This is a genomic window from Streptomyces lanatus (assembly GCF_014655715.1).
In the GTDB taxonomy this organism is placed as follows: domain Bacteria; phylum Actinomycetota; class Actinomycetes; order Streptomycetales; family Streptomycetaceae; genus Streptomyces; species Streptomyces lanatus.
Genome location: NZ_BNBM01000010.1, coordinates 297,122 through 321,566, shown reverse-complemented (window position 1 = coordinate 321,566; position 24,445 = coordinate 297,122). Strand labels below are relative to the sequence as shown.

28 protein-coding genes are annotated in these 24,445 nt (G+C 70.2%); 20 read left to right on the top strand and 8 right to left on the bottom strand.

All coding sequences use genetic code 11. From position 1 onward, the window contains the following. Nucleotides 1-42 precede the first annotated feature (42 nt). On the bottom strand, nt 43-909 hold the full coding sequence (locus IE325_RS26620; RefSeq protein WP_190072583.1) for a hypothetical protein: 867 nt from the start codon (nt 907-909) through the stop codon (nt 43-45). A gap of 73 nt (nt 910-982) precedes the next feature. On the opposite strand from IE325_RS26620, the gene IE325_RS26615 reads away from it, so the two are divergent. From IE325_RS26615 to glmM, 4 genes are all read left to right on the top strand, one after another. Next, nucleotides 983-2,227 (top strand): glycosyltransferase family 87 protein, encoded by a 1,245-nt coding sequence (locus IE325_RS26615; RefSeq protein WP_229912049.1) that lies wholly within the window; start codon nt 983-985, stop codon nt 2,225-2,227. A gap of 206 nt (nt 2,228-2,433) precedes the next feature. Beyond that, nucleotides 2,434-2,877 (top strand): 50S ribosomal protein L13, encoded by a 444-nt coding sequence (rplM, locus tag IE325_RS26610; protein ID WP_190072581.1) that lies wholly within the window; start codon nt 2,434-2,436, stop codon nt 2,875-2,877. A 42-nt stretch (nt 2,878-2,919) separates the two neighbouring features. Continuing rightward, the gene (gene rpsI / locus IE325_RS26605; protein WP_190072580.1) at nt 2,920-3,444 is read left to right on the top strand and encodes a 30S ribosomal protein S9; all 525 of its coding nucleotides are present in this window, start codon (nt 2,920-2,922) and stop codon (nt 3,442-3,444) included. Between the two features lie 238 nt (nt 3,445-3,682). After that, a complete protein-coding gene (gene glmM, locus IE325_RS26600; RefSeq protein ID WP_190072579.1) occupies nt 3,683-5,041 on the top strand; it encodes a phosphoglucosamine mutase in 1,359 nt (452 codons plus the stop codon). Nucleotides 5,042-5,155: 114 nt separating this feature from the next. Here glmM and IE325_RS26595 read toward each other — a convergent pair whose 3' ends face one another. Both IE325_RS26595 and coaA read right to left on the bottom strand, forming a co-directional pair. Then, entirely contained in the window at nt 5,156-6,109 is a 954-nt protein-coding gene (locus IE325_RS26595) for a DUF389 domain-containing protein (protein ID WP_190072578.1), read from the bottom strand. Nucleotides 6,110-6,140: 31 nt separating this feature from the next. Then, nucleotides 6,141-7,109 carry a type I pantothenate kinase gene (coaA, locus tag IE325_RS26590; protein ID WP_190072577.1) on the bottom strand — a complete coding sequence of 323 codons (969 nt, stop codon included), beginning with the start codon at nt 7,107-7,109 and terminating at the stop codon, nt 6,141-6,143. Between the two features lie 223 nt (nt 7,110-7,332). On the opposite strand from coaA, the gene IE325_RS26585 reads away from it, so the two are divergent. The 3 genes from IE325_RS26585 to IE325_RS26580 are packed head-to-tail and all read left to right on the top strand — an operon-like array spanning nt 7,333 to nt 9,164. Further along, nucleotides 7,333-8,352, top strand: coding sequence for an ATP-binding cassette domain-containing protein (locus IE325_RS26585; RefSeq protein WP_190072576.1), 1,020 nt, complete (start codon nt 7,333-7,335; stop codon nt 8,350-8,352). Continuing rightward, complete coding sequence (locus IE325_RS46245; RefSeq protein ID WP_229912046.1) at nt 8,349-8,579, top strand: hypothetical protein; 231 nt, start codon at nt 8,349-8,351, stop codon at nt 8,577-8,579. Before IE325_RS26585 ends, IE325_RS46245 begins: the two co-directional genes overlap by 4 nt. A gap of 3 nt (nt 8,580-8,582) precedes the next feature. Continuing rightward, on the top strand, nt 8,583-9,164 hold the full coding sequence (locus IE325_RS26580; protein ID WP_268256372.1) for an ABC transporter permease: 582 nt from the start codon (nt 8,583-8,585) through the stop codon (nt 9,162-9,164). Between the two features lie 223 nt (nt 9,165-9,387). Here the strand turns inward: IE325_RS26580 and IE325_RS26575 are convergent, their stop codons facing one another. Next, nucleotides 9,388-9,759 carry a hypothetical protein gene (locus tag IE325_RS26575; RefSeq protein ID WP_190072575.1) on the bottom strand — a complete coding sequence of 124 codons (372 nt, stop codon included), beginning with the start codon at nt 9,757-9,759 and terminating at the stop codon, nt 9,388-9,390. An 89-nt stretch (nt 9,760-9,848) separates the two neighbouring features. Here IE325_RS26575 and IE325_RS26570 point away from each other — a divergent pair, with 89 nt between their 5' ends. The 4 genes from IE325_RS26570 (at nt 9,849) to IE325_RS47095 (ending at nt 13,158) form a co-directional block, all read left to right on the top strand. Further along, on the top strand, nt 9,849-10,253 hold the full coding sequence (locus IE325_RS26570) for a hypothetical protein (RefSeq protein ID WP_190072574.1): 405 nt from the start codon (nt 9,849-9,851) through the stop codon (nt 10,251-10,253). Nucleotides 10,254-10,426: 173 nt separating this feature from the next. Then, nucleotides 10,427-12,274: a glutamine--fructose-6-phosphate transaminase (isomerizing) gene (gene glmS, locus IE325_RS26565; RefSeq protein WP_190072573.1), complete on the top strand. Its 1,848-nt coding sequence runs from the start codon at nt 10,427-10,429 to the stop codon at nt 12,272-12,274. A 99-nt stretch (nt 12,275-12,373) separates the two neighbouring features. Then, nucleotides 12,374-12,850 carry a hypothetical protein gene (locus IE325_RS47100; protein ID WP_190072572.1) on the top strand — a complete coding sequence of 159 codons (477 nt, stop codon included), beginning with the start codon at nt 12,374-12,376 and terminating at the stop codon, nt 12,848-12,850. A 68-nt stretch (nt 12,851-12,918) separates the two neighbouring features. Further along, on the top strand, nt 12,919-13,158 hold the full coding sequence (locus IE325_RS47095) for a hypothetical protein (protein ID WP_373315219.1): 240 nt from the start codon (nt 12,919-12,921) through the stop codon (nt 13,156-13,158). 296 nt (nt 13,159-13,454) lie between these two features. Here the strand turns inward: IE325_RS47095 and IE325_RS26550 are convergent, their stop codons facing one another. The 3 genes from IE325_RS26550 to IE325_RS26540 form a co-directional block, all read right to left on the bottom strand. Continuing rightward, complete coding sequence (locus tag IE325_RS26550; RefSeq protein ID WP_190072571.1) at nt 13,455-14,621, bottom strand: FAD-dependent monooxygenase; 1,167 nt, start codon at nt 14,619-14,621, stop codon at nt 13,455-13,457. Between the two features lie 27 nt (nt 14,622-14,648). Continuing rightward, complete coding sequence (locus tag IE325_RS26545) at nt 14,649-16,085, bottom strand: NAD(P)H-hydrate dehydratase (RefSeq protein ID WP_190072570.1); 1,437 nt, start codon at nt 16,083-16,085, stop codon at nt 14,649-14,651. Between the two features lie 180 nt (nt 16,086-16,265). Next, nucleotides 16,266-16,637 carry a holo-ACP synthase gene (locus IE325_RS26540; protein WP_190072569.1) on the bottom strand — a complete coding sequence of 124 codons (372 nt, stop codon included), beginning with the start codon at nt 16,635-16,637 and terminating at the stop codon, nt 16,266-16,268. Between the two features lie 99 nt (nt 16,638-16,736). Here IE325_RS26540 and IE325_RS26535 point away from each other — a divergent pair, with 99 nt between their 5' ends. The 5 genes from IE325_RS26535 (at nt 16,737) to IE325_RS26515 (ending at nt 21,251) form a co-directional block, all read left to right on the top strand. Beyond that, nucleotides 16,737-17,870, top strand: coding sequence for a L,D-transpeptidase family protein (locus IE325_RS26535; protein ID WP_190072568.1), 1,134 nt, complete (start codon nt 16,737-16,739; stop codon nt 17,868-17,870). A 38-nt stretch (nt 17,871-17,908) separates the two neighbouring features. Continuing rightward, nucleotides 17,909-19,081 (top strand): alanine racemase, encoded by a 1,173-nt coding sequence (alr, locus tag IE325_RS26530; protein ID WP_190072567.1) that lies wholly within the window; start codon nt 17,909-17,911, stop codon nt 19,079-19,081. 160 nt (nt 19,082-19,241) lie between these two features. Continuing rightward, nucleotides 19,242-20,483 (top strand): alpha/beta fold hydrolase, encoded by a 1,242-nt coding sequence (locus tag IE325_RS26525; RefSeq protein ID WP_190072566.1) that lies wholly within the window; start codon nt 19,242-19,244, stop codon nt 20,481-20,483. Then, nucleotides 20,449-20,961 carry a tRNA (adenosine(37)-N6)-threonylcarbamoyltransferase complex ATPase subunit type 1 TsaE gene (gene tsaE / locus IE325_RS26520; protein ID WP_190072565.1) on the top strand — a complete coding sequence of 171 codons (513 nt, stop codon included), beginning with the start codon at nt 20,449-20,451 and terminating at the stop codon, nt 20,959-20,961. The genes IE325_RS26525 and tsaE overlap by 35 nt, the downstream gene beginning before the upstream one ends. A gap of 119 nt (nt 20,962-21,080) precedes the next feature. Beyond that, the gene (locus IE325_RS26515; RefSeq protein WP_190072564.1) at nt 21,081-21,251 is read left to right on the top strand and encodes a hypothetical protein; all 171 of its coding nucleotides are present in this window, start codon (nt 21,081-21,083) and stop codon (nt 21,249-21,251) included. On the opposite strand, the gene IE325_RS26510 is transcribed toward IE325_RS26515, so the two are convergent. Beyond that, nucleotides 21,248-21,802 (bottom strand): hypothetical protein, encoded by a 555-nt coding sequence (locus IE325_RS26510; protein WP_190072563.1) that lies wholly within the window; start codon nt 21,800-21,802, stop codon nt 21,248-21,250. The genes IE325_RS26515 and IE325_RS26510 overlap by 4 nt on opposite strands. A gap of 114 nt (nt 21,803-21,916) precedes the next feature. On the opposite strand from IE325_RS26510, the gene tsaB reads away from it, so the two are divergent. The 4 genes from tsaB to IE325_RS26490 are packed head-to-tail and all read left to right on the top strand — an operon-like array spanning nt 21,917 to nt 24,432. After that, nucleotides 21,917-22,573: a tRNA (adenosine(37)-N6)-threonylcarbamoyltransferase complex dimerization subunit type 1 TsaB gene (gene tsaB / locus IE325_RS26505; protein WP_190072562.1), complete on the top strand. Its 657-nt coding sequence runs from the start codon at nt 21,917-21,919 to the stop codon at nt 22,571-22,573. A gap of 26 nt (nt 22,574-22,599) precedes the next feature. Next, nucleotides 22,600-23,073: a ribosomal protein S18-alanine N-acetyltransferase gene (rimI, locus tag IE325_RS26500; RefSeq protein WP_373315222.1), complete on the top strand. Its 474-nt coding sequence runs from the start codon at nt 22,600-22,602 to the stop codon at nt 23,071-23,073. Further along, nucleotides 23,066-24,172, top strand: coding sequence for a tRNA (adenosine(37)-N6)-threonylcarbamoyltransferase complex transferase subunit TsaD (tsaD, locus tag IE325_RS26495; protein WP_190072560.1), 1,107 nt, complete (start codon nt 23,066-23,068; stop codon nt 24,170-24,172). Before rimI ends, tsaD begins: the two co-directional genes overlap by 8 nt. Beyond that, entirely contained in the window at nt 24,169-24,432 is a 264-nt protein-coding gene (locus IE325_RS26490) for a hypothetical protein (RefSeq protein ID WP_190072559.1), read from the top strand. Before tsaD ends, IE325_RS26490 begins: the two co-directional genes overlap by 4 nt. The last annotated feature ends 13 nt before the right edge of the window (nt 24,433-24,445 follow it).

The window sequence follows — 24,445 nt, the reverse complement described above, 5'->3', positions numbered from 1 at the left end:
GTGCCTCGGGGCCGACCGGTGGTCGGTCGGCCCCGGCCGGTGCTACTCGCTCGCCGCCGCCGAAGCCTGCGCCTCGCCCCGCCTGCGGATCTGCTGGAAGGCGAACTCGGCCAGGTCGTCGCCGGTCCGGAAGACCTTCGTGTCCTTCTCCGTCACATCCCGGTCGGTGGTGAAGCCGGAGATGGTGAAGTAGGCGTAACGGCCGTAGGAGTTCGAGGTCATCAGGCAGACCGTGGAGTTGCAGAAGTCCTTGATGCCCTTGCCGGACAGCGACCGGATGAAGTCCTCTTGGGTGTTCACCTGGCTCTTGACCTTCGTGGCCTGCGCCGCGGTGTCGAAGACGGCCACGCCGACCGTCGCCGCGATGCCGTCCTTGATGTAGGAGGCGCGCAGGAACCGGGTGCAGTCATTGGCAGTGAGGATCTTCGGGAGCCCGCCCTTGGTGGCCGCGGAACAGCTCTTCGTGTCGTCCGTCGCGCCCTTCTTGTACACCGTCTCGCCCACGGGCTGCTGGGTGCCGGGGAAGAGGATCTGCGCGCCGAGCGGGGCGGTGTCCTTGCTCTTGCTGGAGATGAAGTCCTTCGGGTCCAGCGGCGGCGGAGCGCTCGTCGGCGCGAACGACGGGGCCGAGGTCGTCTCGCCCGGCAGCTCCGAAGTCGGCTTGTTCGAGGCGGAGTTGCTGTCGTTCGCGGACACCACGGCCATGGCGACGGCGGCACCGATGGCGACGGTGGCCAGCGCGCCACCGCCGATGAACAGCAGCCGGCGCCGCTTGTTGCGGGTCTCGGAAGCCTCGGCGAGCGCGGCCCAGTCGGGAGTCTGATCGGCGCCGTCGTTCCACGGCTGCTGGGAATGCGGTGTCCAGGGATCCCACTGGGACTGGGGTCCCCCCTGCTGCCCATAGCTCATGGGGCGCATCTTAGACGGCCCACGGGTGTGCCGGTCCGCCCCAAGAGGCGCATGGGCACCTAGCGTTCACGTGGTGAGCGAGCGCAAAAGCGACATCTCCGGGTGGTTGGTACGACGCGCCACGTGGCATCTGTGGGTGGTGCTCGGGGTCGTACTGGGCGCCCTCGTGACGCGTACGGCCCGGGTGACCTCGGACGGAGGGATGGACAACGCCATCGTCGTGCGGGCGGCGAGGGTGTGGCTGGCCGGAGGGTCGCCGTATGACGACCCCCACTTTCTCTATTTGCCGAGCGCGGTGCTGGCGGCGGCTCCGCAGGCGATGGTGCCGCGGGGTGTGCTGAGCGTGGTGGTGCCGGTCGCGGTGGTCGGGTGTCTGGTGGGCGGCTGGGTGTGCGCGCTACGGCTGCACGGTGTGGGGCTGCGCACTCGTTTCGCGGCGCTGGGGCTGATCGGCCTCGCGGTGGGGTTCGCTCCCTTCGCCCACCTCGTCCTGCTGGGGAACTGGACGGCGACGGCGGCGCTCGCCCTGCCGCTCGCGCTGTTGCTGGCGGGGCGGGGGCGGTGGGTGGCCGCGGGGGTGGTGTGCGGGGCGGCGATCGCGCTGAAGCCGTTGCTGGCGCCGATGGGGCTGCTGTTCGTGTTCGCGGGCCGGTGGCGGGGGCTGGGGGCGCTGGTGGGGGTGCCGGTGGTGGCGTCGGTGGGAGCGGGGCTGCTGATGCCGGACCCTGCGGGGTTCTTCACGCGGACCCTGCCGTTTCTGCTGCGCGGGGACGACGGGTTCGTACGGCTCTATGAGGCGTCGCCGGGGGCGGTGCTGGCGCGGGTGGGGGCGCCGGGGGTGGTGGCCGCGGTGGTCGGGTTCGGGATGGCGGGGGTAGGGGTGGGGTGTGCTTATCGGCGGTGGCGGGGTGGGGAGGGTGAGGACGGTGGCGCGGGGGCGTCGCGGATCGTGGAGACGGCGGTGATGTTGATGCTGTCCGCGTTTCTGGTGTCCCGGCCGTCGTACGACCACTATCTGCTGGTGGTGGTGCCGCTGCTGGTGGCGGGAGCGGTCGGGCGGGGGCCGTGGTTGTGGATGGCGATGGTGCCGCAGTTGCCGGGGGTGGTGTGGCCCGGGCTGGAGGCGGTGGAGCGGCGGGCGTTTCGGGACGCGGTGACCTTGTGTGGGGTGGCGGTCACGGTCGCGGTGCGCTGCTGGCGGGCCGGCGGGAGTTTCTCGCCCCCGCCGCCCCTACCCGTCCCGTCCTCCAGGGGCTCCGCCCCCTGGACCCCCGCTCCTCAAACGCCGGAGGGGCTGAATCGGGCAGACCCGTTTTGACCCGGCCGTGGCGCCGCAGGTATCCTGCGTGTTCGTTGTGTATTGGCCTGCTCATTCTCACGGGAGTGGCCTCTACCTAGGTTCCCTGGAGCAGTTACCAGTGGGCGGCATACGGGCAGCGTCCCCGGCATTGTCGTCCCCAGCTGCACGATCGCTTCAGTGATGCCATGTGTCAGCACCCATCCACTGAAGAAGAAGGCTGCGAAGTGCGTACGTACAGCCCCAAGCCCGGCGATGTGACTCGCCAGTGGCACGTCATTGACGCTCAGGACGTCGTCCTGGGCCGTCTCGCCACCACCGCCGCGTCCCTTCTCCGCGGCAAGCACAAGCCGATCTACGCGCCCCACGTCGACACCGGTGACTTCGTCATCATCATCAACGCCGACAAGGTGCACCTGTCCGGCAACAAGCGGACCCAGAAGATGGCGTACCGCCACTCCGGCTACCCGGGTGGTCTGCGCTCCGTCCGTTACGACGAGCTGCTGGACAAGAACCCCGAGAAGGCCATCGAGAAGGCCGTCAAGGGCATGCTCCCCAAGAACTCCCTGGGCCGTCAGATGCTCTCGAAGCTGAAGGTCTACAAGGGTGACCAGCACCCGCACGGCGCGCAGCAGCCGCAGCCGTACGAGATCACCCAGGTCGCGCAGTAAGTCCGGCCACCCCCTAAGACTGAAGAGAATCTGAGGAGAATCGTGGCCGAGACCACTGCCGAGCAGCCGCTCGACGAGAACGTCGAGAACATCGACATCGACAGCTACACCACCGAGTCCGAGGTTCCGGTGGAGGGTGAGTACACCTCCGAGTCCCTCGCCTCGCGCTTCGGTGAGCCCCAGCCGGCCGCCGGCCTGGGCCGCCGTAAGAACGCCATCGCGCGCGTTCGCATCGTGCCGGGCACCGGCAAGTGGAAGATCAACGGGCGTACGCTCGAGGACTACTTCCCGAACAAGGTGCACCAGCAGGAGGTCAACGAGCCGTTCAAGGTTCTTGAGCTCGAGGGTCGCTACGACGTCATCGCCCGCATCGCCGGTGGCGGTGTCTCCGGCCAGGCCGGTGCGCTCCGTCTCGGTGTCGCCCGCGCCCTGAACGAGGCCGACGTCGACAACAACCGCGGCCCGCTGAAGAAGGCCGGCTTCCTCAAGCGCGACGACCGTGCGGTCGAGCGCAAGAAGGCCGGTCTCAAGAAGGCCCGCAAGGCCCCGCAGTACAGCAAGCGCTAAGCGCAGGCTGCCTCTGCTCGTACTCCGGTACGCCCGAGTACTCCGAACGCCCCGGCGGCACGCCACTGTGCCGCCGGGGCGTTCGTCTTATCCATGGGCTCGGGCGTATAACGGCACAAGACGTTCTAAGGCTTGTGTGATCCGATGCCCAGGCATGGAATGCCTGGAAGCGGCCGGCTCCGCTTCCGGAGTTGCTTCCGGAGTCACTTCCGGAATTGAAGTTTCCTCAGGAGGACAAGTGGGACGACTCTTCGGCACGGACGGCGTGCGGGGTGTCGCCAACGCGGATCTGACGGCCGAGATGGCGCTCGGTCTCTCCGTGGCGGCGGCGCACGTACTGGCCGAGGCGGGCACCTTCGAGGGCCACCGGCCGACCGCGGTGGTCGGACGGGACCCGCGCGCGTCCGGGGAGTTCCTGGAGGCCGCCGTGGTGGCGGGCCTGGCCAGCGCGGGTGTCGATGTGCTGCTCGTCGGTGTGCTGCCGACGCCCGCCGTGGCGTATCTCACCGGCTCGCTCGGCGCCGACCTCGGCGTCATGCTCTCCGCCAGCCACAACGCCATGCCCGACAACGGCGTCAAGTTCTTCGCCCGCGGCGGCCACAAGCTCGCCGATGAGCTGGAGGACCGGATCGAGGCCGTGTACGAGGCCCACCGGCACGGCGAGCCGTGGGAGCGGCCGACCGGTTCCGGGGTCGGGCGGGTGCGGTCGTACGACCAGGGCTTCGACGAATACGTCGGTCATGTCGTCGGCGTCCTGCCGAACCGGCTGGACGGGCTGAAGATCGTCCTCGACGAGGCGCACGGTGCGGCGGCGGGCGCGTCGCCGGAGGCGTTCACGCGGGCCGGGGCCGAGATCGTCACCATCGGCGCCGAGCCGGACGGGCTCAACATCAACGACGGCTGCGGGTCCACGCACATGGACAAGCTCAAGGCCGCGGTCATCGAGCACGGCGCCGACTTCGGCGTCGCGCACGACGGGGACGCCGACCGGTGCCTCGCCGTGGACCACACCGGTGAGGAAGTGGACGGCGACCAGATCCTCGCCGTGCTCGCGCTCGCCATGCGGGAGCGGGGCGTGCTGCGGTCGGAGACCGTCGTGGCGACCGTGATGTCCAACCTCGGCTTCAAGCTGGCGCTGGAGCGCGAGGGGCTGAAGCTGGTGCAGACGGCCGTCGGTGACCGTTATGTGCTGGAGGAGATGAAGGAGCACGGCTACGCCCTCGGCGGCGAGCAGTCCGGGCATGTCATCATCCTCGACCACGCGACGACGGGCGACGGCACGCTGACCGGGCTGCTGCTGGCGGCGCGGGTCGCGCAGACCGGCCGTACGCTGCGGGATCTCGCGGCCGTCATGGAGCGGTTGCCGCAGGTGCTGATCAATGTGCCGGACGTCGACAGGTCGCGGGTGAAGACGTCCGCGGAGCTGGCGTCGGCGGTGGCGGAGGCCGAGCGGGAACTCGGGGCCACGGGACGGGTGTTGCTCAGGCCGTCGGGTACCGAGCCGTTGGTGCGGGTGATGGTCGAGGCCGCGGACATCGACCAGGCGCGGTCGGTGGCCGGGCGGTTGGCGGATGTGGTGAAGTCCGCGCTCGGGTAGTTGGTTGTGCCGGGTAGGGGGTTGAGGGGTTCTGCCTCGTCGCGGGCTGCGGGTTCGTTGTGGCTTGTCGCGCCCGCGCGGCAGTAGCCGCAGGTTGGTACAGCCCCGCGCCCCTTACGGGGCGCTGCCCTGGCCGGCGCTCGTGTGTCCGCGTTGCTTCGACCACAGCCACTTCTGGGCCAGCAGGGTGAGCGTCCCCGCGAGGACGATGCCCAGCAGGTTCAGCAGGAGCTGTTCCGTGGAGCCCCAGGTCTGCTTCGTGTCGCCGTAGCTCAGGGCCACGGCCGCGTTGGCGGCGGCCGGGACCGTGGTGACCGAGATGGCCACCCCGACCAGGGCGCCGGACTTGGCGGAGGTCAGGGAGAGGGTGCCGGCGATGCCGGCCAGGACCGCCACGATGAACGAGAAGGCGTCGGGGGCATAGACGAACGCGGTGTTGGGGCGGTCGCCTTCCAGCTGTTCCTCGGAGAACTGACCCAGTGCGTCCATGAACCAGCTGAAGCCGACCGTCACCGCCATGGCGACGGCGAACCCGGCGACCAGCGCGATCAGGGAGCGCAGCGCGAGGCGGGGGGCCCGCTGGATCAGGGCCGTACTGAGCCCGGCCAGCGGGCCGAACTCCGGGCCCACCGCCATCGCGCCCACGATCAGGATCGCGTTGTCCAGTACGACGCCGCAGGCAGCGATCATCGTGGCGAGCGTGATGAAGGCGAGGTAGGTGACGGAGAGCGTCGACTCCTCGTGCGTCGCGTCCGTCAGGTGCTCCCACAGCACCGCGTCCGCGCCCTCGCCGGGCGCCTCCTCCTCGGCCTTGTCGGCCCGCTTGGACAGCGACAGGTCGATGTTCTCGACGGCGATCGAGCCGGTGTCCTCGATGCCCAACTCCTGTAGCCCGGTGAGGAGTTCGTCGCCCGCCTCGCGCGCGACGTCGCACAGCACCACGTCCCCCACGGGGTTACGGGCGGCGCCGGCCAGGACGGCGAGGTGGGCCGTGCCGACCGTGTTCTCGATCAGGCGGACCACGTCGTCGGTCCGGTCGGCCGGGGTGATCAGACGCAGATGCAGCATGACGCCTTTTTAACAGGCGTCCGTAACGCACCTACAGCTTGCGCAGGCTCAACCGGCGCACCTTGTGGTCCGGGCCCTTGCGGAGGATGAGGGTGGCGCGGCCGCGGGTCGGGGCGATGTTCTCCACCAGGTTGGGTTTGTTGATGGTGCGCCAGAGGGTGCGGGCGTAGTCGAGGGCCTCGTCCTCGGAGACCTGGGTGTACTTGCGGAAGTACGAGTTCTGCTTCTGGAAGGCGGTCTGGCGCAGCTTCTTGAAGCGGTTGAGGTACCAGCGCTCGATGTCCTCGGCGCTCGCGTCGACGTACACGCTGAAGTCGAAGTAGTCGGCGAGGCCGACGCGGGTGCGGCCGTCCTTGCCGGGGAGGGCGGGCTGCAGGACGTTCAGCCCCTCGACGATCAGGATGTCGGGGCGGCGGACGGTGAGCCGCTGGTCCGGGACGATGTCGTAGATGAGATGGGAGTAGACGGGCGCCGTGACCTCGTCCTTGCCGGCCTTGATGTCGGCGACGAAGCGGGTCAGCGCACGGCGGTCGTAGGACTCGGGGAAGCCCTTCCGCGACATCAGGCCGCGGGCCTGGAGCTCCTTGGTGGGCAGCAGGAAGCCGTCCGTGGTGACCAGCTCGACGCGCGGGTGCTCGGGCCAGCGGGAGAGCAGGGCCTGGAGGAGGCGGGCGACGGTGGATTTGCCCACGGCGACGGAGCCGGCGACCCCTATCACGAACGGTGTGCCGGACTGGGAGCCCTGCTCACCGAGGAAGGTGTTGAGCGCCCCTCTGAGGCCGTCGGTGGCACCGATGTAGAGGTTGAGGAGCCGGGACAGCGGGAGGTAGATGTCCCGCACCTCGTCGAGGTCGATGACATCGCCCAGGCCGCGCAGCTTCTCGACCTCCTCCGCGGTGAGGGGGAGCGGCGTCTTGTCACGCAGGGCGCTCCACTCGGCGCGGGTGAGGTCGACGTAGGGAGTCGCCTCCGGGCGGGGCCGGTGGGCGCTCCGGGGCATCGAGGAGACCGGAGAGATCACAGTCCATTGTTACGGGAGTGCGAACGGATGGTGGGGTGGGATCCGTCACGCGGAGCTGATTGGAGCTGATCGGGGCTGATTGGGGCTGATCGGGGCTTGTTTTCGGGCGAACCGGGACAAGGTGGGGAATGTCAGTGGCGTGCGTCACAGTTGTGGGAGAGGTGGGCTCGGGCCGGGGTCCATGAACGCCGAGGGGTGACCCATGACGACGTATGCGATAGAGGCGGAAGGCCTGGTCAAGCGGTTCAGGGAGACCGAGGCGCTGGCCGGGGTCGACCTGGCGGCCAGAAAGGGCTCGGTGCTCGGGCTGCTGGGCCCCAACGGCGCGGGGAAGACGACCGCCGTACGGATCTTCGCGACACTGCTGCGGCCCGACGGGGGCCGGGCCCGGGTGGCCGGGCACGACGTGGTCCGCGAGGCCGGGGTCGTACGGGCCATGGTGGGACTGACCGGGCAGTACGCGGCGGTCGACGAGAACCTGACCGGCACGGAGAATCTGCTGCTCATCGGGCGTCTGCTGGGGCTGCCTCGGCGGGAGGCGCGGGCGCGGGCCGCCGAGCTGCTGGAGCGGTTCCAGCTGTCGGATGCGGCGGGGCGGGCCACGAAGACGTACTCCGGGGGTATGCGCAGGCGCCTGGACCTGGCGGCCAGCCTGGTGGGCCGGCCCAGCATTCTCTTCCTCGACGAGCCCACCACCGGCCTCGACCCGCACAGCCGCGGTGAGCTGTGGGACCTGCTGCGGGGGCTGGTCGCGGACGGGGCGACGGCCCTGCTGACCACGCAGTATCTGAACGAGGCCGATGTGCTCGCCGATGACATCGTGGTGATCGACAAGGGGAGGGTGATCGCCGAGGGCACGCCGGATCAGCTGAAGTCGCAGGTCGGCGGGCAGGTGCTGGAGCTGCGGCCGGTGCTGGCGGACGATCTCACGCGGGTGCACGCGCTGGTGGCCGAGGCGGCGGGACCGCAGACCCAGATCGAGGGCGAGACGATCACCGCGCCGGTGAAGGACCCCGAGCTGATGCCGACCGTCGTGCGCACGCTCGACCGCGAGGGGATAGCGGTGGGGGAGCTGGCGCTGCGGCGCTCCTCGCTGGACGAGGTGTTCCTGGCGCTGACGGGGCACCGGGCGGAGCCGGACGGCGACGGCGATGTCGCGGCCGTCAGGGACGGTGAGGGTGAGAGTGAGGGCGAGCGGGAGAAGGCGGTGAGCCGGTCATGACCGCCACCGCCACGACCGTCACGGCGCCGATCTCCAGGTCGGGCCGGGTGCGCCCGCTGGACGGGCTGCGGCAGACCTTCACCATGGCGTGGCGGAGCCTGGTGGCGGTCAAGCACAACCCGCTGGAGCTGGTGGACTACAGCATCACGCCGATCATGTTCGTGTTCCTGTTCACCTACGTTCTGGGCGGGCAGATGGCCGGATCGCCCGAGGCGTATCTGAAGTAAGCGTTGCCGGGGATCATCGTCCAGAACACGCTGTTCATGACGATGTACACGGCGATGGCCCTGAACACCGACCTCACCAAGGGCGTCTTCGACCGCCTGCGCAGCCTGCCGATCGCCCGCTCCGCCCCGCTCATCGGCCGCATCACCGCGGACCTCGCCAAGCATCTGTGGGCCCTGCTCCTGATGATCGGCCTGGGGCTGCTGCTCGGCTTCCGGATCACCGGGGGAGTGGACGGGTTCCTGCTCGGGACGCTGCTGGTGATCGTGTTCGCGGCGGCGGTGTCCTGGAGCGCGGTGCTGATCGGGATGCTGGCGGGCGACGCGGAGAAGGTGCAGGCCTTCGCTTTCACCATCATCTTCCCGATCACCTTCACCAGCAGCGCGTTCGTGATGGTGGACACGATGCCGGGGTGGTTGCAGGCATGGAGCGATGTGAACCCGGTGACGCATCTGTCGGACGCGTTCCGGGGGTTGCTGCTGGGCGGGCCGGTGGCCGAGCCGGTGCTGTGGTCGTTGGTCTGGGCCGTGGGGATCGCGGTGGTGTTCTATCCGCTGGCCATGCGGGCGTACCGGGCGAAGACGTGAGGAAGGCTTCAGCGGCGGCCGGGACGGCGGCTGGGTCCTCTCCCGTCGCACTCACATGGACGACCGTTTCGCCTTTGAACAGGATGACGACACCGAGGTGAGCCCTGCTGCCGTCCCGCTCGACCACGGCCCCTGAAGCCGTCGGCACAGGCTTCGACCGCTTCACTCAGGGCTTCCAGGGCGGCCGGCGCCGCTGCCTCGTCGTACGACACGAGCACCACCGTCACGGGCGCCGACCGGCCGCCTGCCGTACCTGTGTGCCGGACGGCTTGCCGACGGCGGTGCCCGCGAGGGCGTACGCCACCGGGGCGCAGGCCGCGTCGGACGGCCGTACGTCGCCCTGGCGGATGGTCACTTCCGCGTCCGGAGCCGTCACCGAGAACCCGGCCACGTCTGTCGACGCCAGTGCCAGCTCGCCGAGGCCCGTAGCGGCCGTCCCGCCCGGGCTGGCCTCCATCCCCGCCTTCAGGCCGAGTTCCGACGATCCACCCCCTCCGCTCCTCTCCGTGCAGCCGGAGAGGACCGCCGTCAGGCACAGCGTGAATGCCGCACTCAGCCGTCCAGGGGTCGCTGTGGCTTCGCGTGCTCCTGGCATCAGCCCACCGCATTCTTGGCGTTCCAGCCGTTGCTCACCAGTGGTGTAGGCGCCGACGGCGGAGGTGCCGCCCTGATCTCGGCTTGCTCGTGGAGGCGGTCACCGCGTGGCGGGAAGGTGTGCCGTTTGACGAGTTGGCGTCGAGATTCGAGTTCCTGGAGCTCGATGAATTCGCCGGGGCGCTCGAAAGGGGAGAACCCACCGCTTCGCAGTGGTCCGGCCTTCTGGCCTCCGGCTTTCACGGGAGGCAACGGAACCTGCTGAGTCGCCTCCATGTGAATGAGATGCTGCGGCACATGTTCCCAACGATCACGCACGGTGCTGTTCGCCTGTGTGTGGATCTGTTCGACGGAACGAGCCGTCAGGTCCTTGTGCAGGAGCTGGACGGAGATCGCTACGAGGCCACTCGCCCCGGGATGCCCGGTGCCGACTGGGTCGAGGTGCCGACCGGCGATCTGATCGCCTACCTGCGAGCCGCCTTGAGTGAACGGTGATCTCGGCAGATCGATGAAGTCGAAACCCCGCCAGTCACCCTGGCGGGGTTTCCTCGCTCGATCCGCGCCAGGACCCCTTCACCATCCAGTGGGCTTCGTACCCTGGTGGGAATTTCCGAATTCGGGCACGCTACGGCCCTTTCGGGCGCCGTTTCGGTCGTAGGCTGCCGCGCATGTGCGGAATCGTGGGATACGTGGGGTCGCAGTCGGCGCTGGAGATTGTTACCGCTGGGCTGAAGCGGCTGGAGTACCGGGGGTACGACTCGGCGGGGGTTGCCGTGCTGGCGGATGGAGGGCTGGCGGCTGCCAAGAAGGCGGGGAAGCTCGTCAATCTGGAGAAGGAGCTCAAAGAGCGGCCCCTGCCGACCGGGAGTACCGCTATCGGGCATACGCGGTGGGCCACGCACGGCGGGCCGACCGATGCCAATGCTCATCCGCATCTCGACAACGCCGGGCGCGTTGCCGTCGTGCACAACGGGATCATCGAGAACTTCGCCGCGCTGCGCGCCGAGTTGGAGGAGCGGGGGCATGAGCTCGGCTCCGAGACCGACACCGAGGTCGTCGCGCATTTGATTGCGGAGGAGTTCTCCGGGTGTGCCGATCTCGCCGAGGCGATGCGGCTGGTGTGCCGGCGGTTGGAAGGAGCCTTCACGCTGGTCGCCGTGCATGCCGATGAGCCTGATGTGGTGGTGGGGGCGCGGCGGAACTCGCCGCTTGTGGTGGGGGTGGGGGAAGGGGAGGCCTTTCTTGCCTCCGATGTCGCCGCGTTCATCGACCACACTCGGGCTGCCATTGAGCTGGGGCAGGATCAGGTTGTGGAGTTGCGGCGGGATGGTGTGTCCGTCACCGGGTTCGACGGGCGGCCGGCCGATGTGCGGTCGTATCGCGTCGACTGGGATGCCGCCGCCGCGGAAAAGGGCGGCTACGACTACTTCATGCTCAAGGAGATCGCCGAGCAGCCGAAGGCTGTCGCCGATACGTTGCTCGGACGTATCGATGCCAGCGGTTCACTGACGCTGGACGAGGTTCGGATCAGTGCCTCCGCGCTGCGGGAAGTCGACAAAGTGGTGATTGTGGCGTGCGGTACGGCTTTTCACGCCGGGTTGATCGCCAAGTACGCCATCGAGCACTGGACTCGGATTCCTTGTGAGGTGGAGCTCGCGAGTGAGTTCCGGTACCGGGATCCGATTCTCGATCAGCAGACCCTCGTCATCGCCATCTCGCAGTCCGGGGAGACCATGGACACGCTGATGGCGCTACGGCATGCCCGTGAGCAGGGGGCTCGGGTGCTGGCGATCTGCAATACGAATGGGTCCACCATTCCTCGGGAGTCGGATGCCGTGCTTTACACGCATGCCGGGCCTGAGGTTGCGGTTGCCTCGACCAAGGCGTTTCTGACTCAGCTGGTTGCCTGCTATCTGGTCGCCCTGTATCTGGGGCAGGTCCGTGGGACCAAGTGGGGTGATGAGATCGGGGCCGTCATCCGGGAGCTGTCGCGGATCTCGTGTGAGGTCGAGCGGGTTCTGGAGACCATGGAGCCGGTACGGGAGCTGGCGCGGTCGTTGGCCTCGAAGAACACGGTGCTCTTTCTTGGGCGGCATGTGGGGTATCCCGTTGCCCTTGAGGGGGCGCTGAAGCTGAAGGAACTCGCCTATATGCATGCCGAGGGGTTTGCGGCGGGGGAGTTGAAGCATGGGCCGATCGCGCTGATCGAGGACGATCTGCCGGTGGTCGTGGTGGTGCCTTCGCCTCGGGGGCGGTCCGTGCTGCACGACAAGATCGTGTCCAACATGCAGGAGATTCGGGCGCGGGGGGCTCGGACGATCGTGATCGCGGAGGAGGGGGACGAGGCGGTGGTGCCGTATGCGGATCATCTGATTCGGATTCCGGCTACGCCGACCCTGCTTCAGCCGCTTGTGGCCACGGTGCCGCTGCAGGTGTTCGCGTGTGAGCTGGCCACCGCCCGGGGTAACGAGGTGGATCAGCCTCGGAACCTGGCCAAGTCGGTGACCGTGGAATGAGCTGACCTCGATGGGGTGAACGTTTACTCGCTGCTCGAAAGGGTGAACGTATCCAGATCTTCTGGATCTTCGGTCCAATGGGCCATCAAGGTTGCGCACATGGTCACATCAGCTCACGAGGGCATGCACCGCATCTTTCAGGAGCGGCCCGAGATTCTGGCGCCCGTGTTCGGGGTGTTGGGGGTTCCCTTATCCGCGAAGGCGACCGTGGATGCCGTCACCACGGACGTGACGGAGACCCGGCCGCTGGAGCGGCGCGTGGACACGGTGCTGCGCGTCGGGCCGTCCGACGGCGAGGACTTCCTGCTCGCGGTTGAGGCGCAGTCGGGCAAGGTCCCGGGCAAGGAGGCGAGTTGGGCGTACTACATCGCCTATCTCCAGGCGAAGTTCGGGTTGCCCGTGTTGCTGCTCGTGGTCTGTCAGGACAGGGCCACGGCCAAATGGGCTGCAGGCCCCTTCGACTGCGGCACGCGCGGTTGGACGGCTCTGCGGACACACCCGCTGGTCGCCAGCCCGGAGAACCTGCCGGTGATCACCGATGCGCGGACCGCGGCCAAGAACCTCGACCCTGGGTAAGACTCCAGCCGGAGAGAAATGGAAGGACATCATGTCGTTCGTCAGCTACTTCCCCGGCCGGGGGGGCGGTGCGTGAGGCGGCCTACCTGGAAGGCAAGGCTGAGGGCAAGGCTGAGGTGATCCTGTCCGTGCTGGAGGTGCGCGGCGTCCCCGTACCGGACAGTGTGCGTGAGCGCATCTCCTCCTGTAACGACCTCGACCGCATGGACGCCTGGCTGAAGCGTTCCCGTACGGTCGAGCGGGCCGAGGATCTCTTCGCCGAGGACCCGGAGGTTCCGGGTACCAGCCCTGATGGGCGTGAGCGTTGACGAACCTGCAGCAGCGCTTGACCCCGGAGCTGCAAGAGGAAGTCTCAGGCATCGCCACCTCGCTCATGGTGGGCGTCGCCTTGGGGCTCGAACCAGGGAAGGCCAGAGCCGAACTCCATGGAAGGTACAAGGAGATCCTCAAGCGGGAGGGGCCGTGCTGGAGGTGCGGGGAATCCCCGTATCGGACAGCGCGTGTGAGTGCATCACCTCGTGCACTGATCTCGACGTCCTCAACCTCTGGCTCGACCGATCTCTGACGGCCGCGGCGGTCGAGGACCTGTTCGCAGGCCCGGCTCCTAGCCCCGTACCCCCACTCCCCACGCCGACGCCTGCGGCATAAACCTGTGCGCAGCCGCGTACGCCGCCATACGGGCATTCCGCTCCTCCGCCTCCGGGCCGTCCGGCAAATGGAACTCGCTGCCCGCTTGTGCGGAACGGGACTGCATGCTCGTGGCGCCCGCCAGCCGGCGGCGGACGTAGCGGTCCAGGGCGTCGGGTACCCCGGCCGGTGTCCCGCCCGTCAGGACATCGCCCAGTACCGCCGCATCCAGAATCGCCTGCGCAGCCCCCTGTGCCTGGAACGGGACCATCGCGTGGGCGCTGTCGCCCAGGAGGGTGACGCGGCCGAGGTTCCAGTGGGTGAGGGGCGTGCGGGTGTAGATGCCGTAGCGGTACACCTCACCGGCGCGTTCGAGGGCGCTGCGCACCCGGGGGTCCCAGCCGGTGAACTCGCGTAGTTGTTCGCCGGGGTCCGCCTTCGCCGTCCATGACTCCTGGGCCAACTCGCCCGTGCTGAACACCGCCACGACGTTGAGCAGTTCGCCGCGCCGCACCCAGTAGTGGACGAAGTGGCGGTCGGGGCCGAGCCAGACGGCGAGTGGGGGCAGGCCCAGGTCCTTCACCTCGGACGATGGCAGCAGGGCACGGTATGCGGCCGTTCCCGAGAACACCGCCTCGTCCTTGCCGAAGAGCCACTGGCGGGCCGAGGAGCGGATTCCGTCCGCCGCCACCACGAGGTCCGCGGTGAGGCGCTCACCCGTCGCCGTCATCACCTGGGCGTAGTCGTCGTGCTGGCCGATGGCGACGACCGGTGTGTTCAGGTGGAGTGATTCCGGGGGTACCGCTGCCGCCAGTGCGCTGTGCAGGTCCGCTCGGTGGAGCAGCAGGTACGGGGCGCCGAACTCCTCCTCCGCCTCCCTGCCCAGCGCGTAGCGGCAGATCTCCGAGCCGTCCGACCAGGTGTGGAAGCTGACGTGGGCCGGGTGGGCCGCCCGTGCCGCCACCGTGTCCAGGACGTCCAGGCGGCGTAGCTCCCGGGTGGCGTTGGGGGCGAGTTGGATTCCGGCGCCCACGTCCGTGAAGCGCGGTGTCTGTTCGAGCAGCGTCACCTGGACGCCCGCGCGGCGCAGGCTCAGCGTCGCCGCCAGGCCTCCGATGCCGGCTCCTACCACGATCGCCCTCATGTGGCGCTGCCCTGCAACGCAGAACCGTCAGCCCCGTACATCCCGCCAAGCCCCCGGAATCCCCTCGGCCACATCATGCGCCCCCACCGGCGCCCCGTCCGCCGCGAATCTCGCCGAGAGACCATGGAGATACGCCGCCACGCTCGCAGCGTCCAACGCCGGGAGCCCCGCCGCCAGCAGCGATCCCGCCAATCCCGACAGCACATCACCGCTGCCTGCCGTGGCCAGCCAGCCGGTTCCGGTCGGGTTGACCCGTACCGCGCCTGTGCCGCCCGCCCCTGCCACCAGCGTCGTCGAACCCTTCAGCAGCACCGTCGCCGCATATCGCCCCGCCAACTCCCGTACCGAAGCCAGCCGGGCCCCCTCGACCTCCTCCCGGGAGATGCCGAGCAGGGCCGCGGCCTCGCCGGCGTGCGGGGTCATCAGAGTGGGTGCCGTACGGCCACGTACCGCATCCGCGTGCGCCAGGCGCAGCCCGTCCGCGTCCAGCAGCACCGGTACGTCCGCCGCCAGCACCTCCGCCACCGTCGCCGCGTCGTCCCCGGCGCCCGGGCCGACCACCCAGGCCTGGACGCGCCCGGCCTTCTTCGGGCCCCCGTCCGACACCAGCGTCTCGGGGAACCGGGCGATCACCGCGTCCCCGGCCGGACCGACGTAGCGAACGGCCCCCGCCCCGCCTCGCAGCGCTCCTGCCACCGCCAGTACCGCCGCGCCCGGGTAGCGGGCCGAGCCCGCCGCGATGCCCACCACGCCCCGCCGGTACTTGTCCGTCTCCGGTGAGGGGAGTGGCAACAGCCTTGCCACGTCGGCGTGTTGGAGCGCCTCCAGCTCCGTCGCGTCCGCCGGCGGCGCCAGTCCGATGTCCACCAACCGCACCACACCGGCGTACTCCCGTGCCGGGTCGATCAGCAGGCCCGGCTTGTGCGTGCCGAAGGTGACGGTGAGGTCGGCGCGCAGAGCCGCACCGCGTACCTCGCCCGTCTCGACGTCCACGCCGCTCGGCAGGTCCACGGCGACCACGGCCGCACGGGACCGCTCGGCCGCCTCGGCCAGCGGTACCGCCTCCGGACGCAGGCCGCCCTTGCCGCCGATCCCGACGATGCCGTCGACGACGAGATCCGCGCGCTCGATCAACTCCTCGGCGCCGGCCACCCCCACCGACCGGCCGCCCGCCCGCCGCAGCGCCGCCAGGCCCCCCGCGTGCGCCCTTTCCGGCGACAGCAGCACCGCGGTGACACCCGCTCCGCGCCTCGCCAGCCGGGCCCCGGCGTACAGGGCGTCACCGCCGTTGTCGCCGCTGCCGGTCAGCAGCACGACCCGGCTGCCGTACACCCGGCCCAGCAGGTCCGCGCAGGCCGCGGCGAGTCCGGCCGCCGCCCGCTGCATCAGCGCGCCGTCCGGAAGCCGTGCCATCAGCTCCCGTTCGGCCGCCCTTACCGTCTCCACGCCGTACGCAGTCCGCATACGGTCGAGTCTCCCGCACGCCTGCCCCGGAAGCCGTGGATTCAGCCCTCCGCCACCACCATCGCCGGCGCGAGGCCGGGGTCGTGGCTCAGCGGCACATGGGGTGGACGCATGCTGAGTTCGGCCGTTCGTGGCGCATACGGTCGGGTCTCCCGCACGCCTGCCCCGGAAGCCGTGGATTCAGCCCTCCGCCACCACTACCGCCGACGCCACGCCGGCGTCATGGCTCAGCGACACATGCCACGAACGCACGCCCAGTTCGGCTGCCCGTGCCGCCACCGTCCCCGTCACCCGCAGTCGCGGCTGCCCGCTGTCCTCGACGCAGACCTCGGCGTCGGTCCACAGCAGGCCGGCCGGTGCGCCCAGCGCCTTGGCGAGGGCCTCCTTCGCGGCGAAGCGTGCGGCGAGCGAGGCGATGCCCCGGCGGTCGCCGCTGGGCAGCAGCAACTCGCGCTCCAGGAACAGCCGTTCGGCCATCCCCGGGGTGCGCGCCAGCGCCGCCTCGAACCGGTCGATCTCGGCCACGTCGATGCCGACGCCGATGATGCTCATGCCGAGCACCCTATGGGGCCCCGGAAAGATGGTCCTCAAACGAGTGACCCCGCCGCGCGGCGTCCCCGCGCGGGCGGGCCCTCACGCTTCCCTGTGCGCATGATCAGCAGACGTATCGCATGCCGCAGCGTCGCCGTGCTGCTCGCCGGGGCGGTGCTGTTGCCAGTCCCCGCCGGCAGCGCCACGGCGGACTCCGTGGATTCTGTGGACTCCGTGGACGCGGTGAACTCGGTGGATTCCGTGGACGCCGAGGGTTCGGCGGGCTCGATGGACTCCGTGGACGCGACCGGCTCGGTGGACGCGACCGGCTCTATGGACTCCGTAGACGCGACAGGACCCATGGACTCCGTGGACGCGACTGGCTCCAAGGACTCCGTGGACGCGACTGGCTCCATGGACCCCGTGGACGCGACCGGCCCCATGGATCCCGTCCCCCCGGCCCCCGGCCCGCAGGCCGTCGAGCTCGTGCCCGGGCTGCCCTTGCACCTGCTTCCGCCCCGGCAGATGGACACGCCCGACCAGTCGTTGCCGCCGAAGGTGTACAAGCCGAGCAAGAAGGAGGACGCCGTCGAGCCCAAGGACGCGCCGAAGAGCGCGTACGACCTCGTGGAGTACGTCGATCCCATCGACGCCTTGGGTGGCGTGACGTGCAGCGAGGAGGACGGGCTGCGGCAGCGGGAGATCGAGCGGTGGCTGAAGCGGCCGGTCGACGGGGAGCAGTCGAAGGGCGACTGCAAGGCCATCCGTGCCTTTCAGAAGAAGTACGGCATCAAGCCCGCCATCGGCTACGCCGGTCCCGTGACGTGGGCCACCATGCAGTTGGTCGCCGCCCGCAAGAACCCGAACGCCGACAAGAAGTGCCCCGTGCGCAAGTACCGGGTCGCCTGTGTGGACCTCGACCAGCAGCTGGCCTGGGTGCAGGACGGCAAGCGCGTCGTGTTCGCGCCCGTGCCCATCCGGAGCGGACGCGAGGGATACGGGACGCGCAACGGCTGGCACGCGGTCTACTGGCGGCACAAGAACCATGTGTCGACGCTGTACAAGAGCCCCATGCCGTACTCCCAGTTCTTCAGCGGGGGCCAGGCCTTCCACGGCGTCTACGGCAACATCTTCACCGCCGTCGGCTCCCGGGGCTGCGTCAACATGACGCTGAGGGACGCCCGGAAGCTGTGGGGGCTGCTGAAGAAGGGCGACCGGGTGTACGTGTGGGGACACCGGCGCGAGGACTTCTAGGCGGCGTTGTCGGACCCCTCTGAGACACTGGGGGCGCGATGACAGAGACAACAGCCCTGCGGACCGCGCCCCTGCGGGCCCGCGCCGAGATCGATCTGGCCGCCCTGCGGGCCAATGTGCGGACCCTGCGTGCCCTCGCGCCGGGCGCGGCCCTGATGGCCGTCGTCAAGTCGGACGCGTACGGCCACGGGGCGGTGCCGTGTGCCCGCGCGGCCGTCGAGGCGGGCGCGACCTGGCTGGGTACGGCGACGCCGGAGGAGGCCCTCGTGCTGCGGGCCGCCGGGCTGCGCGGTATGCGGATCATGTGCTGGCTGTGGACGCCGGGCGGGCCCTGGCGGGAGGCGATCGAGGCCGACCTCGACGTCTCCGTCAGCGGGATGTGGGCCCTGCGCGAGGTCACCGCGGCCGCCAGGCAGGCCGGCGCCCCCGCTCGCGTGCACCTCAAGGCCGACACCGGGCTCGGCCGCGGCGGCTGCCAGCCGGGTGACGACTGGGCCGAGCTGATCCGTGAGGCCCTGCGCGCCGAGGCCGAGGGGCTGATCCGGATCACCGGGCTCTGGTCGCACTTCGCCTGCGCCGACGAGCCCGGGCATCCCTCCATCGCCGCCCAGCTCACCTGCTTCCAGGGGATGGTGGCCTACGCCGAGGAGCGCGGCGCCCGGCCCGAGGTGCGGCACGTTGCCAACTCGCCGGCCACGCTCACCCTCCCGCAGAGCCACTTCGACCTGGTGCGCACCGGCATCGCGACCTACGGCATCTCACCCAGCCCCGAGCTGGGCGGCCCCGCCGACTTCGGGCTGCGGCCCGTGATGACGCTCTCGGCGTCGATCGCCCTGGTCAAGCAGGTGCCGGGCGGCCATGGCGTGAGCTACGGCCATCGGTACATCACCCCGGGCGAGACCACCCTCGGCCTCGTCCCCCTCGGCTACGCGGACGGCATCCCGCGGCACGCCTCCGGCGCGGGGCCCGTGCTGGTCGGCGGCAAGTGGCGGACGGTCGCCGGGCGGATCGCGATGGACCAGTTCGTCGTCGACCTGGGCGGGGACGAGCCGGAGGCGGGCGCGCAGGCCGTGCTGTTCGGGCCCGGCGACCACGGTGAGCCCACCGCCGAGGACTGGGCACAGGCGGCGGGGACGATCGCGTACGAAATCGTCACCCGGATCGGAACGCGCGTTCCACGCGTCTACGTCCATGAGAGTGCCTCGGTGTGATGTGGCCCGTGCATGTGATGCGTCTTCGTGACGTGGCCATGTGACGCGGGCAATGTGATGTGTTCGTCCGCATGCGGTTATGTGAATGAGGAACGAGACGGGTAACCGGTAGCGGGGCACCTCCGGACCCATGGCACCACCCAGCGAAGAGGAGCGGTACGTGAGCGAGAGCAGTGCGGAGGCCGTCGCGGCCGTCGCCTCCGCCACGGGGGCGGCCGCGAACTGGCGCAGGGCGACCGGCATCGCCGGTGCGGCGATAGGCGTGATCGCGGCGGGCGCGGCCGCGGGCGTCGCCATAGAGCGGATGACAGTGGGCCGCGGCATGCGGCAGAAGGCCAGACTCGCCCTCGACTCGGCGGGACCGTACGGCTCGTTGCGCGGCACTCCCGGCAAGGCGTACTCCGACGACGGCACCGAGCTGTACTACGAGGTCGACGACATCGACCCCGAGGCCGCTCCCGCCCTCACCCCGCGCCGGCGACGGCTCTTCGGCCGCAAGGCGCCGGCCCCCGTCACCGTCGTCTTCAGCCATGGCTACTGCCTGAGCCAGGACTCCTGGCACTTCCAGCGGGCGGCCCTGCGGGGCGTCGTACGCACCGTGCACTGGGACCAGCGCAGCCACGGCCGCTCGGGGCGCGGCGTCGCCCAGACGGAGGAAGGCAAGCATGTCGACATCGAGCAGCTCGGGCGGGATCTGAAGGCCGTCATCGACGCGGCGGCTCCCGAGGGGCCGCTCGCGCTGGTCGGGCACTCCATGGGCGGGATGACCGTGATGGCGCTGGCCGACCAGTTCCCGGACCTGATCCGCGACCGGGTCGTCGCCACCGCCTTCGTCGGTACGTCGTCCGGGAAGCTCGGCGAGGTCAACTTCGGGCTGCCCGTCGCGGGAGTGAACGCGGTGCGGCGGGTGCTGCCGGGCGTGCTCAAGGCGCTGGGGCAGCGGGCCGAGCTGGTGGAGAAGGGGCGGCGGGCCACCGCCGATCTGTTCGCCGGGATCATCAAGCGGTACTCGTTCTCGTCCCGGGACGTCGACCCGGCCGTCGCCCGGTTCGCCGAGCGGATGATCGAGGGGACGCCGATCGACGTGGTCGCGGAGTTCTACCCGGCCTTCGCCGACCACGACAAGACCGAGGCGCTCGCCCTCTTCACTGACATGCCGGTGCTCGTCCTGGCCGGTGTGGGCGACCTGGTCACGCCGAGTGAGCACAGCGAGGCCATCGCCGACCTGCTGCCGGACGCCGAGCTGGTGCTCGTGCCGGACGCCGGGCACCTGGTGATGCTGGAGCATCCGGAGGTCGTCACCGACCGTATGGCCGACCTCCTCACCCGGGCGGGTGCCGTGCCCGCAGGAGCTACGGTTAGTGGCTATGGAAGCACCAGCAGCACCGCACAACGCGGGTGACCTTCAGCTGACCGTCACCTCTCCCGACCAGATGCGGGAGCTGGGCCGCCGACTCGCCAAGCTGCTGCGCGCGGGCGACCTGGTGATGCTCAGCGGGGAGCTCGGCGCGGGCAAGACGACCCTGACGCGCGGGCTCGGCGAGGGGCTGGGGGTCAGGGGCGCGGTCACCTCCCCCACCTTCGTGATCGCCCGTGTCCACCCGTCCCTCGGTGACGGCCCGCCGCTCGTCCACGTCGACGCCTACCGGCTGTCCGGCGGCCTCGACGAGATGGAGGACCTCGACCTCGATGTCTCGCTGCCCGAATCGGTGATCGTCGTGGAGTGGGGCGAGGGCAAGGTCGAGGAGCTGACCGAGGAGCGGTTGCAGCTCGTCATCCACCGGGCCGTCGGGGACACGACGGACGAGGTACGGCATGTCACCGTGAGCGGGCTCGGGGAGCGTTGGGAGACGGCCGACCTCACCGTGCTTTCGGCCTGAACATTCCGACAAGGCGTCGGGAAGATATTGCGTTCGCGGTGTCGTGCGTGGTCACATGGTACCCAGTCCGTAGTTAGGTCTACCTAACTACGCCCGCCCCCGGCTCCCAGGAGGCGTCCATGTCGGCATCGGAGCACACACAGAACCCTGTCCAGCCGCGGCCCCGAGCGGTCGCCGGGGTGTCCATGCGGGATCTCCTGGCGGCCGGTGCCGCCGCGAAGGCGATCTCGACGCCGCCGCGCGAGCCGGAAGCCGAGCGGCCGGTGACGAGGCACCGCGAAGCCGCCTAGCGGATCACGATCACCGGACGGCCGACCGTCGCGAAGTCCCACATCGCGTTGCCGTTCGCACTCGACTCGCGGATGCCGCCCGTCTTCACGGTCGGGTCGGGGTTCGCCGTGGCGCCCTTGACTGCGGTGCTGAAGCCGATGGTGACGCCGTCCACCGTGGCGAAGCGGACGACATGCTCGACGGGCATGCCGTCGGTGCCGGTGACCGCGTTGGACCGGGACGAGACCGCGTACGCGCCCGGCAGGGGGTCGACCGATCCGGGGGAGACGCGGTACGTCCGCTTGACCTCGCCGTCCGTGTCGACCAGCCACACCCGGTCGTCGTCCAGGGAGTACACGACCCGTCGCCCGGTGCCGGACCCGGAGGGCAGCGCGTCCGGGTCCTTCTTGTCGCGGGGCGCCTTGGACGTACTCACCGCGGGTGAGCGGTCGGCGCGCGGCTTGCTCAGCTCGGCCGGGACGGTCGCCGAGGCCTGGAAGGCGAGGAAGCCCACGGTCGCGAGGGCGGCCGTGGTCAGCCCCACCACGATCCCGGAGCTGCTGCCTGCCACCGTCGTCCACCTCAGCGTTCGCGTCGTACCTGGTGATCCAGTGCGACCGTAGCAGCCGTCGGGCGCCGGGCCGGGGCGGCGCTTCCCGGGGCGCGGGCGCCGTAGGCTGTTTGCGTGCTCTTGCTCGCTCTGGATACCGCCACCCCCGCCGTCACCGTCGCGCTGCACGACGGCACGGACGTCATCGCCTCCTCGAGCCAGGTGGACGCGCGCCGGCACGGCGAGCTGCTGCTGCCGGCCGTCGACCGCGTCCTCGCCGAGGCCGGACTCGAACTCGACGCCGTCACCGGCATCGTCGTGGGCATCGGACCCGGCCCCTACACCGGGCTGCGCGTCGGCCTGATGACCGCCGACACCTTCGGACTCGCCCTCGGCATCCCCGTGCACGGCCTGTGCACGCTGGACGGCCTCGCCTACGCGGCCGACATCGAGAAGGGCCCGTTCGTCGTCGCGACCGACGCCCGGCGCAAGGAGGTCTACTGGGCGCGGTACGCCGACTCCCGCACCCGGCTGACCGACCCGGCCGTGGACCGGCCCGCCGACATCGCCGACCGGGTCGCCGGACTGCCGGCCGTCGGCGCGGGCGCGCTGCTCTACCCCGAGACCTTCCCCAGAGCCCATGAGCCCGAGCACGTGTCGGCGGCGGCGCTCGCGGCACTGGCCGCCGAGAAGCTGGCGGCGGGCGAGGAACTCCCGGCCCCCCGGCCGCTGTATCTGCGCCGCCCCGACGCCCAGGTCCCCAAGAACTACAAGGTGGTCACCCCCAAGTGACACAGCCGACCGTGGTGCTGCGCGAGATGCGCTGGTGGGACATCGACCGCGTGCTGGAGCTGGAGAAGGACCTGTTCCCCGAGGACGCCTGGTCCCGGGGCATGTTCTGGTCCGAGCTGGCCCACGCGCGCGGGCCCGAGGCGACCCGGCGCTATGTCGTCGCCGAGGGGCCCGAGCGGGTCGTGGGCTACGCCGGCCTCGCCTCCGCCGGGGACCTCGCCGACATCCAGACCATCGCCGTCGCCCGCGACCACTGGGGCACGGGGCTCGGCGCCCGTCTCCTCACCGAACTGCTGCGCGCCGCGACCGACTTCGAGTGCGCCGAGGTGATGCTGGAGTGCCGTGTGGACAACGTCCGCGCGCAGAAGCTCTACGAGCGCTTCGGCTTCGAGGCCATCGGCTTCCGGCGCGGCTACTACCAGCCGGGGAACGTGGACGCCCTGGTGATGCGACTGACCACCCCCGAGAACTCCGTACAAGGAACCGAGATCAATGGCTGACTCGCGCGACGAACCCCTCGTCCTCGGCATCGAGACCTCCTGTGACGAGACCGGTGTCGGCATCGTCCGCGGCACCACCCTGCTCGCCGACGCCGTCGCCTCCAGCGTCGACGAGCACGCCCGCTTCGGCGGCGTCGTGCCGGAGGTCGCCTCCCGGGCCCACCTGGAGGCGATGGTCCCGACCATCGACCGCGCGCTGAAGGAGGCGGGGGTGAGTGCGAGGGACCTGGACGGGATCGCCGTCACCGCCGGTCCCGGGCTCGCCGGTGCCCTCCTGGTGGGCGTATCGGCGGCGAAGGCATACGCCTACGCGCTGGGCAAGCCGCTCTACGGCGTCAACCACCTCGCCTCCCACATCTGCGTGGACCAGCTGGAGCACGGCGCGCTGCCGGAGCCGACGATGGCGCTGCTGGTGTCCGGCGGCCACTCGTCGCTGCTCCTGTCCACGGACATCACCTCGGACGTACGACCGCTCGGCGCCACCATCGACGACGCGGCCGGCGAGGCCTTCGACAAGATCGCCCGTGTGCTGAACCTCGGATTCCCCGGCGGCCCGGTCATCGACCGCTACGCCCGCGAGGGCGACCCGGACGCGATCGCCTTCCCCCGCGGACTGACGGGCCCGCGCGACCCGGCGTACGACTTCTCCTTCTCGGGCCTGAAGACGTCGGTGGCCCGCTGGATCGAGGCCAAGCGGGCCGCGGGCGAGGAGGTACCGGTGCGTGATGTGGCGGCCTCCTTCCAGGAGGCGGTCGTGGATGTCCTGACCCGCAAGGCCGTCCGCGCCTGCAAGGACGAGGGCGTCGACCACCTGATGATCGGCGGCGGAGTGGCCGCGAACACCCGCCTCCGGGCCATGGCCCAGGAGCGCTGCGAGGCGGCCGGCATCCGACTCCGCGTACCCCGCCCGAAGTTGTGCACCGACAACGGCGCGATGGTGGCGGCCCTGGGCGCCGAGATGGTCGCCCGCAACCGCGCCGCGTCCAGCTGGGACCTGTCGGCCGACTCCTCCCTGCCGGTGACGGACCCCCATGTGCCGGGCACCGACCACTCCCACGACCATGTGCACGAGGTCAGCAAGGAGAACCTGTACTCGTGACGATCGCGTTGATGTGGGAGGCACGGGCGGTTCCGGGCCGGGGCGAGGAACTCCTCGCGTGGGCCCGGGGGCAGGAGTTGGCGGTACGGCCGCTGCGCCGGGAGACGTTGCGGGCTGCGGGGGACCGGGTGCTGGTGATCACGTGGTGGGATGCGGAGCTCGACGCCGAACTGCCGGAACTGCCCGAACCGGAGGGGGAGTTGGTCACTCGGGCGGTGCATCGGTGGCGGTTCGAGTCGGTGGGGATCGAGGGGGCTTGAGCGGCGTGAGGTA

Bases quoted from the DNA above. Each gene is read 5' to 3' on its own strand.
- IE325_RS26620 (WP_190072583.1), bottom strand. From the start codon at position 909: ATGAGCTATGGGCAGCAGGGGGGACCCCAGTCCCAGTGGGATCCCTGG.
- IE325_RS26595 (WP_190072578.1), bottom strand. From the start codon at position 6,109: ATGCTGCATCTGCGTCTGATCACCCCGGCCGACCGGACCGACGACGTG.
- coaA (WP_190072577.1), bottom strand. From the start codon at position 7,109: ATGCCCCGGAGCGCCCACCGGCCCCGCCCGGAGGCGACTCCCTACGTC.
- IE325_RS26585 (WP_190072576.1), top strand. From the start codon at position 7,333: ATGACGACGTATGCGATAGAGGCGGAAGGCCTGGTCAAGCGGTTCAGG.
- IE325_RS46245 (WP_229912046.1), top strand. From the start codon at position 8,349: ATGACCGCCACCGCCACGACCGTCACGGCGCCGATCTCCAGGTCGGGC.
- IE325_RS26575 (WP_190072575.1), bottom strand. From the start codon at position 9,759: ATGCCAGGAGCACGCGAAGCCACAGCGACCCCTGGACGGCTGAGTGCG.
- glmS (WP_190072573.1), top strand. From the start codon at position 10,427: ATGTGCGGAATCGTGGGATACGTGGGGTCGCAGTCGGCGCTGGAGATT.
- IE325_RS47100 (WP_190072572.1), top strand. From the start codon at position 12,374: ATGGTCACATCAGCTCACGAGGGCATGCACCGCATCTTTCAGGAGCGG.
- IE325_RS26550 (WP_190072571.1), bottom strand. From the start codon at position 14,621: ATGAGGGCGATCGTGGTAGGAGCCGGCATCGGAGGCCTGGCGGCGACG.
- IE325_RS26545 (WP_190072570.1), bottom strand. From the start codon at position 16,085: ATGCGGACTGCGTACGGCGTGGAGACGGTAAGGGCGGCCGAACGGGAG.
- IE325_RS26540 (WP_190072569.1), bottom strand. From the start codon at position 16,637: ATGAGCATCATCGGCGTCGGCATCGACGTGGCCGAGATCGACCGGTTC.
- IE325_RS26535 (WP_190072568.1), top strand. From the start codon at position 16,737: ATGATCAGCAGACGTATCGCATGCCGCAGCGTCGCCGTGCTGCTCGCC.
- alr (WP_190072567.1), top strand. From the start codon at position 17,909: ATGACAGAGACAACAGCCCTGCGGACCGCGCCCCTGCGGGCCCGCGCC.
- tsaE (WP_190072565.1), top strand. From the start codon at position 20,449: ATGGAAGCACCAGCAGCACCGCACAACGCGGGTGACCTTCAGCTGACC.
- IE325_RS26515 (WP_190072564.1), top strand. From the start codon at position 21,081: ATGTCGGCATCGGAGCACACACAGAACCCTGTCCAGCCGCGGCCCCGA.
- rimI (WP_373315222.1), top strand. From the start codon at position 22,600: ATGCGCTGGTGGGACATCGACCGCGTGCTGGAGCTGGAGAAGGACCTG.
- tsaD (WP_190072560.1), top strand. From the start codon at position 23,066: ATGGCTGACTCGCGCGACGAACCCCTCGTCCTCGGCATCGAGACCTCC.